The sequence below is a fragment of the Streptomyces gardneri genome (genome assembly GCF_006539185.1).
In the GTDB taxonomy this organism is placed as follows: Bacteria; Actinomycetota; Actinomycetes; order Streptomycetales; family Streptomycetaceae; genus Streptomyces; species Streptomyces gardneri.
Map to the genome: position 1 here is coordinate 88,245 of NZ_BJMN01000034.1, position 14,883 is coordinate 103,127.

Genomic DNA, 14,883 nt, shown 5'->3' on the forward strand with positions numbered 1-14,883 from the left:
ACTTCAATGGTGAGTCGGCGGCCCGTATGGTGTCAACCCTGTGGATAACCGAGGTGGGCCGATCGGGATCGGGGCGGGATGGACGCAGACGTCGAAAGGGACATCGGCGCGGACGTCGAGACGGGCGTCGGGACGGGCGTCGGCGCGGTTGCCGCGGCGGACTCCGCAGCGGACGCCGTCGAGCTGTCGAAGGGCCCGAACACGGCCGTACAGGGCGCGCAGGGCGGGCCTGCCGGGCCTGCCGGTAGCGGGATCATGGCCCTGTCGCTGCCCTACCAGGTCGTCGCCGCCGTCGCGCTCGCCGTGGCCGGAGTCTTCGTCTGCGTCCACCTGGCGATGGTGTTCCTGCACGTCGCGCCGTCCAACACGCTCACCAAGCGGCACGGACAGGCCGTCGACGACTGGATCTATCCCGAGTTCGAGCAGAACTGGAAGCTCTTCGCGCCCAATCCGCTCCAGCAGAACGTCTCGGTCGAGGTCCGCGCCGAGGTCGTCACGGCCGGCGACGGGCGCCGCACCACCGGCTGGATCGACCTCACCGCACAGGACGCCGCGGCGATCCGCCACAACCCGCTGCCCAGCCACACACAGCAGAACGAGCTCCGCAGGGCCGTGGACTTCTACCTGAACTCGCACTCCGACGACGACAGCCCCAACGGGACGCGCGGCCATCTCTCGGAGGAGTACATGCGCCGGATCGCGATGCTCCGGCTCGACGGCCTCGCCTCCCTCGAAGGGGCCGACGTGCGGCGCGTCCAGCTGCGCGCGGTCACCCGGCCCGTACCTGCGCCCCGGTGGAGCACCGAGAACAACGACGTCACCCCCTCCTACCGCGACCTTCCCTGGTGGAAGGTGACCGACGCCGACCGGCCGGACGGCGCCTCCCGGAGCCGTACCGACGCCGCAGGTCAGAGCCGTGGGGAGGCGGGTCGATGAGCGGCCCCACCGACACGCGCGTGTGTACGCGTGAGCCCTTCGACCGGCGGATCGCCCGTGCCGTCCAGGCCGTCACCGGCCGCGCGCTCGGCCCTCACCAGACCGCGATCGTCCGGATCGGCTTCTCGCTGACCTGGCTCGTCTTCCTGCTGCGCGAGCTGCCCCACCGGCACGAGATGTACGGGCCCGACGGCCCGTGGTCCTGGGAGCTGGCGAGCCGGCTGATCGCCGACAACCGGGCCTTCACCGTGTTGATGTGGTCGGACGGGCGGGTGTGGTTCGAGTTCGTCTACGGGCTCGCCGTGCTCTCCGCCGCGCTGCTCCTCGTCGGCTGGCACACGCGGGCCGTGTCGGTGGTCTTCATGGTCGGCGTCCTCTCGCTGCAGAACCGCTCCGTCTTCCTCGGCGACGGCGGTGACAACGTCCTCCACCTCGCCGCGATCTACCTCGTCCTGACCCGCTGCGGCCAGGTGTGGTCCCTCGACGCCAGGAGGGCCGCCCGTGAGGCCGCCCGTGACGCCGTACGCAGGGCCGCCGGCGAGACGGTCGGGGACGGTCGTAGGGACGTCGTGGGCCCGCTCCTGTGGACCGTGCTCGGCGGCTTCCTGCTCGCCACCACCTGGTTCAGCGACGTCACCGGCGAGTGGTGGCTTCCGGTGCTGCTGTGGGTGCTGTGGCTCGGGCACGGGCTGTGGTGGCTGGCCTGCCGGCTCGCCCCCGGGGAGCCGCGCACCCTGCTCGACGTCCTCGCCAATCTCACGCACAACGCCGCCCTCGTCGTGATCATGGCCGAGGTCTGCCTGATCTACGCCACGGCCGGCTGGTACAAGATCCAGGGCTCACGCTGGCAGGACGGCACCGCCCTGTACTACCCGCTCCACCTCGACTACTTCTCGCCCTGGCCCGAGCTCTCCGAGCTTCTCGGCTCCAGCGGGATCATGGTGCTGCTGCTGACCTACGGCACGGTGATCGTGCAGATCGCCTTCCCGTTCACGCTCTTCCACCGCAAGGTCAAGAACGTCCTGCTGGTCGCGATGATGCTGGAGCACGCCGGGATCGCCGTGCTCCTCGGGCTGCCGGTCTTCTCGCTCGCGATGATCTCCGCCGACGCGGTGTTCCTGCCGACGGTCTTCCTGGTGGCCCTCGGCGCGCGGGCGGCCCGGGGCCGGGACCGGCTGCTGGGGCGGCGGTCCGCCGGGGTGCTGCCCGAGCAGCGCCGTACGGGTGAGGAGCAGGGTCCCCGTACCCTCGTCGGGTGAGCACCACCGAAGAGAAGCCCGGAGCCGAGGCGGCCGACACGGCCGCGACAGTCGAGGCGGCCGAGCCGGTCCAGTACGACGAGGGGTTCGGCACCGAGATCGGCGTCGGGCCGCACCCGGAGCCGTGGCCGGAGGGCGAGCGGTACGACCCCGAGCTGCTCGCCGACGGCGACCGGCGCAATGTCGTGGACCGCTACCGCTACTGGACGCGGGAGGCGGTCGTCGCCGACCTCGACACCCGCCGTCACGACTTCCACGTGGCGGTGGAGAACTGGGGCCACGACTTCAACATCGGGTCGGTCGTGCGGACCGCCAACGCCTTCCTCGCGAAGGAGGTCCACATCGTGGGCCGACGGCGCTGGAACCGGCGGGGCGCCATGGTCACCGACCGCTACCAGCACGTCCGCCACCACCCGGACACCGAGTCGCTGACCGCGTGGGCGGCGGCCGAGGGCCTGCCGATCATCGGGATCGACAACCTCCCGGGTGCGGTGCCGCTGGAGCGGACCGTGCTGCCGCGCCGCTGTGTGCTGCTCTTCGGCCAGGAAGGCCCGGGGCTCACGGACGAGGCACGCGCGCGCGTGGAGATGGTCTGCTCGATCGCCCAGTTCGGCTCGACCCGGTCGATCAACGCGGGGGCCGCCGCCGCGATCGCCATGCACGCGTGGGTGCAGCGGTACGCGGAGATCGAGACGCCCTGACAGCGATGCGGAGGCCCCGTGGGGCCCCCGCACCATGGGAGGTCAGGCCTGGCGGCGGACCTCCACCACCCGGAAGCGGTTCGAGACGAAGGCGCCGTCGCACAGCGCCGCGTTCGCCGCGGGGTTTCCGCCGGAGCCGTGGAAGTCGGAGAACGCCGCCGTCTGGTTGACGTACACGCCGCCCGTGAGGTTCAGGGAGAGCTGAGCCGACTCCTCCAGGCAGACCTCCTCGACCGCGCGCTCGGTCTCGTCCGAGGTCGTGTACGCGCCGACCGTCATCGCGCCCTTCTCGCGGACCGTGCGCCGCAGCAGCTCCAGGGCGTCGGCGGTGGAGTCCACCGAGACGGCGAAGGAGACCGGGCCGAAGCACTCGGAGAAGTACGCGGCCTGCGCGTCGGGCTTGGAACCGTCCAGCTTCACGATCACCGGCGTACGGACGACGGCGTCCGGGAAGTCGGGGTTGACGACCTCACGGGAGGCGAGAGCCACCTCGCCGAGGCCGGCGGCGGCCTCCAGACGCGCCTTCACGTCCGGGTTGACCAGCGCGCCGAGCAGGCCGTTCGCCCGGGCGTCGTCGCCGAGCAGGCCGCCCACCGACGCCGCGAGGTCGGCGACGACCTCGTCGTACGACTTGGGGCCCTGGTCGGTGGTGATGCCGTCACGGGGGATCAGGAGGTTCTGCGGGGTCGTGCACATCTGGCCGCTGTACAGGGACAGCGAGAAGGCCAGGTTGGCCAGCATGCCCTTGTAATTGTCCGTGGAGTCGACCACGACCGTGTTGACGCCGGCCTTCTCGGTGTAGACCTGGGCCTGGCGGGCGTTGGCCTCCAGCCAGTCGCCGAACTCGGTCGAGCCCGTGTAGTCGATGATCCGGACCTCGGGGCGCACGGCCAGGGTCTTGGCGATGCCCTCGCCCGGGCGCTCGACGGCGAGCGCGACCAGGTTCGGGTCGAAGCCGTTCTCGGCGAGCACCTCGCGGGCGACGCTCACCGTGAGCGCGAGCGGCAGGACGGCACGCGGGTGCGGCTTGACCAGGACCGGGTTTCCGGTGGCCAGCGAGGCGAACAGGCCCGGGTAGCCGTTCCACGTGGGGAAGGTGTTGCAGCCGATCACCAGGGCGATGCCGCGGCCGACCGGGGTGAACTCCTTGGACAGCTCCAGCGGGTCGCGCTTGCCCTGCGGCTTGGACCAGTCGGCCCGGCCTGCGGGGGTACGGGTCTGCTCCTCGTACGCGTACGCCACGGCCTCCAGGCCGCGGTCCTGGGCGTGCGGGCCGCCGGCCTGGAACGCCATCATGAACGCCTGTCCGCTGGTGTGCATGACGGCGTGGGCGAACTCGTGGGTGCGGGCCGAGATCCGGGACAGGATCTCCAGGCAGACGAGGGCGCGGGTCTCGGCCCCGGCGTCGCGCCAGGCGGCCGTGCCCGCGCGCATCGCCGGCAGCAGGACGTCGATGTCGGCGTGCGGGTACTCGATGCCGAGCTCCGGGCCGTACGGCGAGACCTCGCCGCCGGTCCAGCCGTCCGTGCCGGGCTGGTCGAGCTCGAAGCGGGTGTTCAGCAGGGCCTTGTGGGCGGCGAGGCCGGCCGCCGCGTCGAGCGAGCCGTCCTCCCCGTAAGCCTTCGGGTGCTCCGGGTACGGGGACCAGTAGGCGCGGGTGCGGATCGTGGCGAGTGCCTGATCGAGCGTGGACCGGTGCTTCTCGGCGAGTCGGTCCAGACGGTCGGTGGTCGGCAGAGCGGTGGCCATGGATGGACCAACTCCTCGTCGAGCTGGGCAGGGAGACGCGTACGGAGTTAGAGTAACCGAACGATCGGTCGGGACAAGGGGGTCCGTCGATCCTGTGGAAAACCCATCGGGGAGGATCACTCCTATGAGCGCCAACGTGACCGTCAGGGGGAGCGACGACGTGACCGCCAGTGAGCCGACCGCCCTCGCACAGGACCGCACCGTCGCCGTCGTCGGCACCGGCACCATGGGCCAGGGCATCGCCCAGGTCGCACTGGTCGCCGGCCATCCCGTACGGCTCTACGACAATGCCCCCGGCCGGGCGGCGGAGGCCGTGGCCGCCCTCACCGCCCGCCTGGACCGGCTGGTGGAGAAGGGCCGCCTGGACGCCTCCGCGCGCGAGGCGGCCGTCGGCCGGCTGCACGCCTCGGAGGAGCTCGCGGAGCTCGCGGACGCGGCGCTCGTCGTCGAGGCGATCGTCGAGCACCTGCCCGTCAAGCAGCAGCTCTTCGCCGACCTGGAGAAGGTCGTCGGCGACGACACCGTCCTCGCCACGAACACCTCCTCCCTCTCCGTCACCGCGATCGCGGGAGGGCTGCGCCTGCCCGGCCGGTTCGTCGGACTCCACTTCTTCAACCCGGCGCCGCTGCTCCCGCTCGTCGAGGTCGTCAGCGGCTTCGCCACCGACGCGGACGTCGCCACGCGCGCGTACGAGACGATGAAGGGCTGGGGCAAGACGCCGGTGCGCTGCGCGGACACCCCCGGCTTCATCGTGAACCGGGTCGCGCGCCCCTTCTACGCGGAGGCGCTGCGGGTCTACGAGGAGGGCGCGGCCGACCCCGCCACCATCGACGCCGCCCTGCGCGAGTGCGGCGGCTTCCGCATGGGCCCCTTCGAGCTCACGGACCTCATCGGCCAGGACGTGAACGAGGCCGTCACCCGCTCGGTCTGGGAGTCCTTCTACCAGGACCCGAAGTTCACGCCCTCGCTCGCGCAGCGGCGGCTCGTGGAGTCGGGGCGGCTCGGCCGCAAGTCCGGGCACGGCTGGTTCTCGTACGCGGAAGGGGCCGAACGGCCCGAGCCGCACACCGCGCCGCCCGCCGAGGCCCCCGAGAAGATCGTCGTCCGCGGCGACCTGGGGCCCGCGGAGCCGCTGGTGGGCCTCTTCGAGGAGGCGGGGATCAAGGTGCGGCGCAAGGGCGGCGGCGGGTTCCTCGTGCTGCCGGGCGGCGGCCGGCTCGTCCTCGCGGACGGCGAGACCTCCTTCGAGTACCACGGCGACGACATCGTCTACTTCGATCTCGCGCTCGACTACGCGCGCGCGAGCCGGATCGTGCTCTCCACCTCGGAGCAGACCTCGGCGGAGGTCCTCGCGGAGGCCGTGGGCCTCTTCCAGGCGCTCGGCAAGCAGGTGTCGGTGATCGGCGACGTGCCCGGCATGATCGTCGCCCGTACGGTCGCGATGCTGGCCGATCTGGCGGCCGACGCGGTCGACCGGGGTGTCGCCACCGCCGAGGACGTGGACACCGCGATGCGGCTCGGGGTCAACTACCCCGCCGGCCCCTTGGAGTGGGCCGGGAAGGTGGGCCACGAGCGCGTCCGGGACCTGCTCATGGCGCTGCACGAGCGCTACCCGACGGGGCGGTACGCGCCGAGCCTGGCCACCGCGCGCCGGGCATACGCCGAGGAAGGGCAGGACTCCTGATGACCACGGCGAAGCGCGACACGTACACCCCGGAGACGCTCCTCTCGGTCGCCGTGCGGGTCTTCAACGAGCGCGGTTACGACGGCACCTCCATGGAGCACCTGTCCAAGGCGGCGGGGATCTCCAAGTCCTCGATCTACCACCACGTGTCCGGCAAGGAGGAGCTGCTGCGGCGGGCGGTCAGCCGGGCGCTCGACGGGCTCTTCGCGGTGCTCGACGAGCCCGGGGCCGTACGCGGCCGGGCGGTCGAGCGGGTCGAGTACGTCACGCGTCGCACCGTGGAGGTGCTGATCGCGGAGCTGCCGTACGTGACGCTGCTGCTGCGGGTGCGGGGCAACACCGCGACCGAGCGGTGGGCGATGGAGCGGCGGCGCGAGTTCGACCACCGGGTGGCCGACCTGCTGAAGGCCGCGGCGGCGGAGGGTGACCTGCGGGCGGACGTGGACATACGCCTGGCCACCAGGCTCCTCTTCGGAATGATCAACTCGCTGGTGGAGTGGTACCGGCCGCATCCGGACGCGGTGGGCGAGCGGGAGCAGCTCGCGGAGACCGTCGCTCACCTGGCGTTCGACGGGCTGCGGACCGCTCGCTGAGCGTTCCCGGTGGCCCGCTGAGGCGTACGGACGGCCCCTTCGGGGGCCGTCCGGCATTTCCGGGGCTGTTCGGGCTTCTTCGGGGCCTTCGGGGCCTTCGGGGCTTTCCGGGTGCTCAGGTGGTGCTCAGGCGGTGGTCAGAGCCGGTGGTCGGTGTTGAGGTCCGTCTCCTCGAAGACCAGCAGCGTGCGGGTGGAAAGCACCTCGGGGATCGACTGGAGCCGGGTGAGCACGAGCTCGCGGAGCGTCCGGTTGTCCGGGGTGTGCACGAGCAGCAGGACGTCGAAATCGCCGCTGACCAGCGCGATGTGCGTGGCGCCCGGCAGGGCCCTGAGCTGCTCGCGGACCGTCCGCCAGGAGTTCTGGACGATCTTGAGCGTGATGTAGGCGGAGGCGCCGTGCCCCGCCCGCTCGTGGTTGACCCGGGCGCTGAAGCCGCGGATCACCCCGTCGTCGATGAGCCGGTTGATCCGCGAGTAGGCGTTGGCCCGGGAGACGTGCACGCGCTCGGCCACGGACCGTACCGAGGCGCGGCCGTCCGTTTGCAGCAGTCTCAGGATGTCGCGGTCGATCGCGTCCAACGGGCGCGGCGGCGGGGCGCCCGTCGGCATGCCGATCGGGGCGCTCAGGGCCTCTTCGGGCACGTCGCCGTCGGCCGCGCCGAGCGGCCTGCCGAGTGCCTCGCCCGGCGTCCCGCCCGGTGCCTCGACCGCGGCGTCGGCCGGAGCCCCGCTCCGATCGACGGCCATTTGTTCATCCGCCATGTCCCCCCGCCTCTCTCCGGTGGACGACCTGCTCCTATCCCAGGCTGTGGAGAACCGTTTGTCCACAGGCTGGAGGTGCCTGTAGCCAAAATGCCTCCACGACCGAACAATCGGTAGGTGAGGCGCGCCACACTCGCGCCACCCGCCTTCGGGTCTTATGCCCGCTCCCACGAGGAGGTGGACTCGTTGCAACAGCGCAGTTCGACAGTCCAAGAGCCGCCCGGTGCCGTTCCCGCCTACCGGCCCACCCCGCCGCCGGCGTGGCAGCCGCGTACCGACCCCGCCCCGCTGCTGCCCGACGCCGAGCCGCTGCGCGTGCTCGGCACGGACGCCGTGGCCGACGCCGACCCCGCGCTGCTGCTCCGGCTGTACGCGGAGCTGATCCGCGGCCGCCGGTACAACGCGCAGGCCACCGCGCTCACCAAGCAGGGCCGGCTCGCCGTCTACCCGTCCACCACCGGCCAGGAGGCGTGCGAGATCGCCGCGGCCCTGGCCCTGGAAGAGCGGGACTGGCTCTTCCCCTCGTACCGCGACACCCTGGCGGCGGTCGCCCGCGGCCTCGACCCCGTGCAGGCCCTGACGCTGCTGCGCGGCGACTGGCACACGGGTTACGACCCGCACGAGCACCGCATCGCGCCGCTCTGCACCCCGCTGGCCACCCAGCTCCCGCACGCGGTGGGCCTCGCCCACGCCGCCCGCCTCAAGGGCGACGACGTGGTCGCCCTCGCCATGGTCGGCGACGGCGGCACCAGCGAGGGCGACTTCCACGAGGCGCTGAACTTCGCGGCCGTCTGGCAGGCCCCCGTGGTCTTCTTCGTGCAGAACAACGGCTTCGCGATCTCCGTGCCGCTGGCCAAGCAGACCGCCGCCCCCTCCCTGGCCCACAAGGCCGTCGGATACGGCATGCCGGGCCGGCTGGTCGACGGCAACGACGCGGTGGCCGTCCACCAGGTGCTGACCGAGGCCGTCGCCCGCGCCCGGCGCGGCGGCGGCCCCACCCTCGTCGAGGCCATCACGTACCGGATCGACGCGCACACCAACGCCGACGACGCCACCCGCTACCGCGCGGCCGGCGAGGTCGAGACCTGGCGGGCGCACGACCCGATCCTGATCCTCGAGCGGGAGCTCACCGAGCGCGGCCTTCTCGACGAGGACGGCAAGCGCGCGGCGGCCGAGGCAGCCGAGACGATGGCGGCGGACCTGCGCGAGCGGATGAACGCCGAACCGGTCCTCGACCCGATGGACCTGTTCTCCCATGTGTACGCGGAGCAGACCGCGCAGCTGCGCGAGCAGGCGGCGCAGCTGCGCGCCGAGCTCGACGCCGAGGGTGAGGCGTGATGACGACCGCGACGACCGGCCCCGCGGCCAAGGCCGCCGGTGCCGGTAAGGCCAAGCCCGCGACGATGGCGCAGGCGCTCCAGCGCGCCATGCGCGACGCGATGGCCGAGGACCCGACCGTCCACGTGATGGGCGAGGACGTCGGCACGCTCGGCGGCGTCTTCCGGGTCACCGACGGGCTCGCCAAGGAGTTCGGCGAGGACCGCTGCACCGACACCCCGCTCGCCGAGGCGGGCATACTCGGCGCCGCCGTCGGCATGGCCATGTACGGACTGCGGCCGGTCGTCGAGATGCAGTTCGACGCCTTCGCCTACCCGGCGTTCGAGCAGCTGATCTCCCACGTCGCGAAGATGCGGAACCGGACGCGCGGCGCGATGCCGATGCCGCTCGTCATCCGTGTCCCGTACGGCGGTGGGATCGGCGGCGTCGAGCACCACAGCGACTCCTCCGAGGCCTACTACATGGCCACCCCGGGGCTGCACGTCGTCACCCCGGCGACCGTCGAGGACGCCTACGGGCTGCTGCGCGCGGCCATCGCCTCCGACGACCCGGTGGTCTTCCTGGAGCCCAAGCGGCTCTACTGGTCGAAGTCCGACTGGTCGCCCGAAGCGCCCGCGCCCGTCGAGCCGATCGGCAAGGCGGTCGTACGGCGGCAGGGCACCGGCGCCACCCTGATCACCTACGGCCCGTCGCTTCCGGTCTGCCTGGAGGCGGCGGAGGCGGCCCAGGCCGAGGGCTGGGACCTGGAGGTCGTCGACCTGCGCTCGCTCGTGCCGTTCGACGAGGAGACCGTCTGCGCCTCGGTGCGGCGCACGGGCCGGGCGGTCGTGGTCCACGAGTCGACCGGCTTCGCCGGCCCCGGCGCGGAGATCGCCGCGCGCGTGACCGAGCGCTGCTTCCACCACCTGGAGGCGCCGGTGCTGCGCGTGGCGGGCTTCGACATCCCGTACCCGCCGCCGATGCTGGAGCGGCACCACCTGCCCGGCGTGGACCGGATCCTGGACGCGGTGGCGCGGTTGCAGTGGGAGGCGCAGAGCTGATGGCCCAGGTGCTCGAATTCAAGCTGCCCGACCTCGGTGAGGGGCTCACCGAGGCCGAGATCGTCCGCTGGCTCGTCGCCGTCGGCGACGTCGTCGCCATCGACCAGCCGGTCGTCGAGGTCGAGACGGCCAAGGCCATGGTCGAGGTGCCCTGTCCGTACGGCGGCGTCGTCACCGCCCGGTACGGCGAGGAGGGCACCGAACTGCCCGTCGGCGCACCGCTCCTGACGGTCGCCGTGGGCGGCACGGGGGCGCCGGAGGAGCTCACGGAGGCCGCTCCGGAAGCCGCTCCCAAGGCGACCGCGGCGGACGCCGTCTCCTCGGAGTACTCGGGCAACGTGCTCGTCGGCTACGGCACGGCGGGGCCCGTCGCCCGACGCCGCCGGGTGCAGCGCGAGAACCCGGCCGTGGCCCAGGCCCCGGTCGCGGCTCCGGCTCCGGCAGTGGCCCGGACTCCGGTCGCGGTGAAGGCTCCTGAGCCCGTCGCCGCACCCGTCGCCGGGCACGACGGGCCGGTGCCGGTCATCTCGCCGCTCGTGCGGAAGCTGGCCCGAGACCGGGGGATCGACCTGCGCGAGGTGCGTGGGTCCGGTCCCGAGGGGCTGATCCTGCGGGCGGACGTGGAGCTGGCCCTCGCGGCCCTGGAGCAGTCGGCCGCCGCGGCCGCTGCGGCTCCGGCCGTCGCCGCCCCGGTCGCGGCCCCCGCTCCGGCCGTCGCAGGGGAGCGGATTCCGCTGCGCGGTCTCCGCGGCGCGGTCGCAGACAAGCTCTCGCGCAGCCGTACGGAGATCCCGGACGCGACCTGCTGGGTCGACGCCGACGCGACCGAGCTGATGGCGGCCCGGCGGGCGATGAACGAGGCGGGCGGGCCGAAGATCTCGCTGCTCGCGCTCCTCGCCCGGATCTGCGCCCACGCCCTGGCCCGGTTCCCCGAGCTCAACTCCACGGTGGACACCGCCGCCAGGGAGATCGTCCGGCTGCCGGCCGTGCACCTCGGCTTCGCCGCCCAGACCCCGCGCGGTCTGGTCGTCCCGGTGGTCAAGGACGCGGGGACGCGGACTGCCGAGTCGCTCACGGAGGAGTTCGCCCGGCTCACGGAGTCCGCCCGGCAGGGCACGCTCACGCCGGCCGATCTGACGGGCGGCACGTTCACCCTGAACAACTACGGGGTGTTCGGGGTCGACGGCTCCACGCCGATCGTCAACCACCCCGAGGCCGCGATGCTCGGCGTCGGCCGGATCATCCCCAAGCCCTGGGTCCACCAGGGCGAACTGGCCGTCCGTCAGGTGGTGCAGCTCTCGCTCACCTTCGACCACCGCGTCTGCGACGGCGGCACGGCGGGCGGCTTCCTGCGGTACGTCGCGGACTGCGTCGAACAGCCCGCGGTCCTGCTCCGCACGCTCTGACAGCGCGCAGCCCCGGTCCGGCCCGTCTCTCTTCTTGGGACGGGCCGGACGTGCGCGGTGCCCGGCGGCCCATACTGCTGGGGTGACCACCGCATACGACGCCGTCGTGCTCGCCGGGGGCGCCGCCAGGCGCCTGGGCGGCTCCGACAAGCCCGGAGTACGGGTAGGAGGCCGGACGCTCCTCGACAGGGTGCTCGCGGCCTGCCCCGACGCCGGCCGGACGGTGGTCGTCGGAGACCCCCGCCCGACCGTCCGTCCCGTCCGCTGGACCAGGGAGGATCCGCCCGGCGGGGGCCCGGTGCCCGCCGTCGCCGCCGGGGTCCGCGAGACGGAGGCCGAGACCGTCCTCGTCTTCTCCGCCGACCTGCCCTTCCTCGACCGGGACACCGTCCGGCGCCTCCTGGAGTCGCTCGCCGCGGCACCCGACGCGGAGGCCGCCGTCCTCACCGACGGCGAGGGCCGCGACCAGCCGCTCGTCGCCGCGTACCGGACCGGTCCGCTGGTACGCGAGCTGACCCGCCTCGCGGACGACGTCCGCGGTCTGGCCCACACACCGCTGCGGCACCTCACGGAGGGGCTCCGCCTCACCAGGGTCGCCGCGGGGCCCCTCGCCTCCTTCGACTGCGACACCTGGGAGGACATCGTCGCGGCCCGGGCCCGCGTCAGGGAGCATGGGACCGTGCTGGACGAATGGATCACCGCAGTCAAGGACGAACTGGGCATCGAGCTGGACGTCGACACCGGCGTGCTGCTCGACCTGGCCCGTGACGCCGCCCATGGAGTGGCCCGCCCCGCCGCGCCCCTGACCACCTTCCTGGTCGGCTACGCGGCGGCGAGCGCGGGCGCCACGGGCGGCCCCGAGGCGGTCGCCGAAGCGGCCCGCAAGGCGGCGGAGCTCGCCAAGCGCTGGGCCGCCGAACAGGACGAGGCCGAGGCTTGATGACTCTCAAGGAGTCCGCCCTCGTGGCCCCCGACACCGCGCCTCTCCCCCAGCCCGCCGAGGAGCCGCACCGCGCCACCGCCTGGCCCGTGGCACGGACGACCGCGGCGGAAGCAGGCGCCGCCGCCCGCGCCGGTCGGCTGGGCCAGGGCGCGCGGGGGCCGCTGGACGTGCCGCTGGACGTGCCGCTCGGCGCGGCGCTCGGCCGGGTCCTCGCGGGGCCGCTCCTGGCCCTCACCGACCTGCCCTCCTTCGACACTTCCGCCATGGACGGCTGGGCCGTCGCGGGGGCGGGCCCCTGGACGGTCCGTGAAGAGGGCGCCGTCCTCGCGGGCCACGCCCCCGACGCCGTACTGGCCGACGGTGAGGCTGTACGCATCGCCACCGGAGCCCGCGTCCCGGCCGGAACGACCGCGGTCATCCGCACCGAGCACTCCCGCACCGAGCACTCCCGCACCGAGCCTTCCCGCACCGAGCGGGGCGATGGGGCGCCCGGTCCGCTCCTGTACGCCCTGCGCGAGGTGCGGGCCCGGCAGGACATCCGTCCCCGGGGCCAGGAGTGCCGCGCCGGAGACCAGCTGCTGCCCGCGGGCTCCGCCGTGACCCCCGCCGTCCTCGGACTCGCCGCGGCCGCCGGCTATGACGCGCTGCCCGTCCTCGCCCGCCCCCGAGTCGAGATCCTGGTCCTCGGCGACGAGCTGCTCACGGCGGGACTCCCCCACGAGGGGCTCATCCGTGACGCGCTCGGCCCGATGCTCGGCCCCTGGCTGGAGGCGCTCGGCGCCGAGGTCCTCGCCACCCGTCGGATCGGCGACGACGCCGAGGAGCTGTACGCGGCCGTCACCGGGTCCACCGCCGACCTGCTGATCACCACCGGCGGGACCGCCGCCGGGCCCGTCGACCATCTGCACCGGGTGCTCGACGCGGCGGGCGCCACTCTCCTCGTCGACGGGGTGAAGGTCCGGCCCGGCCACCCGATGCTCCTCGCCCGGCTCTCGGGGGAGGACCCCCGTCATCTCGTCGGGCTCCCCGGCAACCCGCTCGCGGCGGTCTCGGGGCTCCTCACCCTCGCCGAGCCGCTGCTCGCCGCTCTCACGGGCGGTGCCCGGGAGCCGCACCGCGCCCCCGGCGTCCCCGTCCAGGACGAGGTCCAGGGGCATCCCCACGACACCCGGCTCGTCCCGGTCGTCCGCCGAGCCGACGGGGCCGTCCCGCTCCACTACAACGGACCGGCCATGCTCCGTGGCATCGCCGCCGCCGACGGCCTGGCCGTCGTACCGCCCGGCGGTGCCCGACCGGGTCAGGCACTGGAGATCCTCGGCCTTCCCTGGCCGACGGCGGCGGGGGACGTCCCGGCCGAAGGAGTGTGTTTCACGTGAAACTTCCCAGCCGTGACGTGATGGCCCGCCAAGCGGAGGAGCGGATCGCGGGTCCCCAGATCCGGCTTCCCCGCCGGGTCGTCGAGAAGCCGCTGCGCCAGGTCGGCAAGCGGCTGCTCATGGCGCTCGGCGTGCTGATCGTGACGGTGCTCATCGTCTACATCGACCGCGATGGCTACCACGACAACGCCAACGGGACGCTCGACTTCCTCGACTGCGCCTACTACGCGACGGTGACGCTCTCCACCACCGGATACGGCGACATCGTCCCGTACAGCGACACCGCGAGGCTTGCCAACATCCTGCTGGTCACGCCCTTGCGCGTGCTGTTTCTGATCATCCTGGTCGGCACCACCCTCGAGGTCCTCACGGAGAGGACCCGGGAGGAGTTCCGACTGAATCGCTGGAGGTCCACCTTGCGCGACCACACCGTCATCGTCGGCTTCGGCACCAAGGGGCGGTCCGCGATCCAGACCCTCTGCGCGACCGGTCTCCGCAAGGACCAGATCGTCATCGTCGACCCCTCCAACAAGGTGATCGAGACGGCGAACGCGGACGGCTTCGTCGGTGTCGTCGGCGACGCGACGCGCAGCGACGTGCTGCTGCGGGCCGAGGTGCAGCGGGCCCGTCAGATCGTCATCGCCACCCAGCGCGACGACACGGCCGTCCTGGTCACCCTGACCGCCCGCCAGCTCAACCGGGGCGCGAAGATCGTCGCCGCGGTCCGCGAGGAGGAGAACGCGCCGCTGCTGCGTCAGTCCGGCGCGGACGCGGTCATCACCAGCGCCTCCGCCGCCGGTCGGCTGCTCGGCCTCTCGGTGCTGAGCCCCAGCGCCGGCACCGTGATGGAGGACCTCATCCAGCAGGGCTCCGGCCTCGACCTCGTCGAGCGTCCGGTGACCAAGGCGGAGGCGGGCAAGAGCGTCCGGGAGACCGAGGACCTGGTGGTGAGCGTGCTCCGCGGCCACCGGCTGCTGAGCTACGACGACAAGGCCGCCAGCCCGCTCCAGCCCACCGACCGGGTGATCACCATCGTGCGCGCCGCGCCGGTGACCCCGCTCACCACGCCGCCGCAGGACTGAACCCGGGACGGT

At 73.1% G+C, this 14,883-nt stretch carries 13 protein-coding genes; 11 read left to right on the top strand and 2 right to left on the bottom strand.

From position 1 onward, the window contains the following. The first annotated feature begins 78 nt into the window (after positions 1-78). From SGA01_RS25650 to SGA01_RS25660, 3 genes are read left to right on the top strand one after another with little or no spacing between them, the layout of a single operon-like run. Positions 79-936 carry a DUF5819 family protein gene (locus SGA01_RS25650; protein WP_174867483.1) on the top strand — a complete coding sequence of 286 codons (858 nt, stop codon included), beginning with the start codon at positions 79-81 and terminating at the stop codon, positions 934-936. Next, the gene (locus SGA01_RS25655; RefSeq protein ID WP_141298820.1) at positions 933-2,195 is read left to right on the top strand and encodes an HTTM domain-containing protein; all 1,263 of its coding nucleotides are present in this window, start codon (positions 933-935) and stop codon (positions 2,193-2,195) included. Before SGA01_RS25650 ends, SGA01_RS25655 begins: the two co-directional genes overlap by 4 nt. Beyond that, positions 2,192-2,896: a TrmH family RNA methyltransferase gene (locus tag SGA01_RS25660; RefSeq protein WP_141298822.1), complete on the top strand. Its 705-nt coding sequence runs from the start codon at positions 2,192-2,194 to the stop codon at positions 2,894-2,896. The genes SGA01_RS25655 and SGA01_RS25660 overlap by 4 nt, the downstream gene beginning before the upstream one ends. 42 nt (positions 2,897-2,938) lie before the next feature. Here the strand turns inward: SGA01_RS25660 and paaN are convergent, their stop codons facing one another. Further along, positions 2,939-4,645 (bottom strand): phenylacetic acid degradation protein PaaN, encoded by a 1,707-nt coding sequence (gene paaN, locus SGA01_RS25665; protein WP_141298824.1) that lies wholly within the window; start codon positions 4,643-4,645, stop codon positions 2,939-2,941. A 124-nt stretch (positions 4,646-4,769) separates the two neighbouring features. Between paaN and SGA01_RS25670 the strand changes: the two genes are divergently transcribed. Both SGA01_RS25670 and SGA01_RS25675 read left to right on the top strand, forming a co-directional pair. Next, positions 4,770-6,329, top strand: coding sequence for a 3-hydroxyacyl-CoA dehydrogenase (locus tag SGA01_RS25670; RefSeq protein ID WP_141298826.1), 1,560 nt, complete (start codon positions 4,770-4,772; stop codon positions 6,327-6,329). Further along, positions 6,329-6,922 (top strand): TetR/AcrR family transcriptional regulator, encoded by a 594-nt coding sequence (locus SGA01_RS25675; protein ID WP_024760348.1) that lies wholly within the window; start codon positions 6,329-6,331, stop codon positions 6,920-6,922. The genes SGA01_RS25670 and SGA01_RS25675 overlap by 1 nt, the downstream gene beginning before the upstream one ends. Positions 6,923-7,059: 137 nt before the next feature. Here SGA01_RS25675 and SGA01_RS25680 read toward each other — a convergent pair whose 3' ends face one another. After that, complete coding sequence (locus SGA01_RS25680) at positions 7,060-7,533, bottom strand: Lrp/AsnC family transcriptional regulator (protein ID WP_055646163.1); 474 nt, start codon at positions 7,531-7,533, stop codon at positions 7,060-7,062. A 330-nt stretch (positions 7,534-7,863) separates the two neighbouring features. Between SGA01_RS25680 and pdhA the strand changes: the two genes are divergently transcribed. The 6 genes from pdhA (at position 7,864) to SGA01_RS25710 (ending at position 14,871) form a co-directional block, all read left to right on the top strand. Next, a complete protein-coding gene (gene pdhA, locus SGA01_RS25685; protein ID WP_055642497.1) occupies positions 7,864-9,024 on the top strand; it encodes a pyruvate dehydrogenase (acetyl-transferring) E1 component subunit alpha in 1,161 nt (386 codons plus the stop codon). Then, positions 9,024-10,064: an alpha-ketoacid dehydrogenase subunit beta gene (locus SGA01_RS25690; RefSeq protein WP_141298828.1), complete on the top strand. Its 1,041-nt coding sequence runs from the start codon at positions 9,024-9,026 to the stop codon at positions 10,062-10,064. Before pdhA ends, SGA01_RS25690 begins: the two co-directional genes overlap by 1 nt. Beyond that, positions 10,064-11,470, top strand: coding sequence for a dihydrolipoamide acetyltransferase family protein (locus tag SGA01_RS25695; protein ID WP_055642499.1), 1,407 nt, complete (start codon positions 10,064-10,066; stop codon positions 11,468-11,470). Before SGA01_RS25690 ends, SGA01_RS25695 begins: the two co-directional genes overlap by 1 nt. Positions 11,471-11,552: 82 nt before the next feature. Continuing rightward, the gene (locus tag SGA01_RS25700) at positions 11,553-12,410 is read left to right on the top strand and encodes an NTP transferase domain-containing protein (protein ID WP_141298830.1); all 858 of its coding nucleotides are present in this window, start codon (positions 11,553-11,555) and stop codon (positions 12,408-12,410) included. Beyond that, positions 12,410-13,789 (top strand): molybdopterin molybdotransferase MoeA, encoded by a 1,380-nt coding sequence (locus SGA01_RS25705; RefSeq protein WP_141298832.1) that lies wholly within the window; start codon positions 12,410-12,412, stop codon positions 13,787-13,789. Before SGA01_RS25700 ends, SGA01_RS25705 begins: the two co-directional genes overlap by 1 nt. A 20-nt stretch (positions 13,790-13,809) precedes the next feature. Then, entirely contained in the window at positions 13,810-14,871 is a 1,062-nt protein-coding gene (locus tag SGA01_RS25710) for a potassium channel family protein (protein ID WP_055642502.1), read from the top strand. The last annotated feature ends 12 nt before the right edge of the window (positions 14,872-14,883 follow it).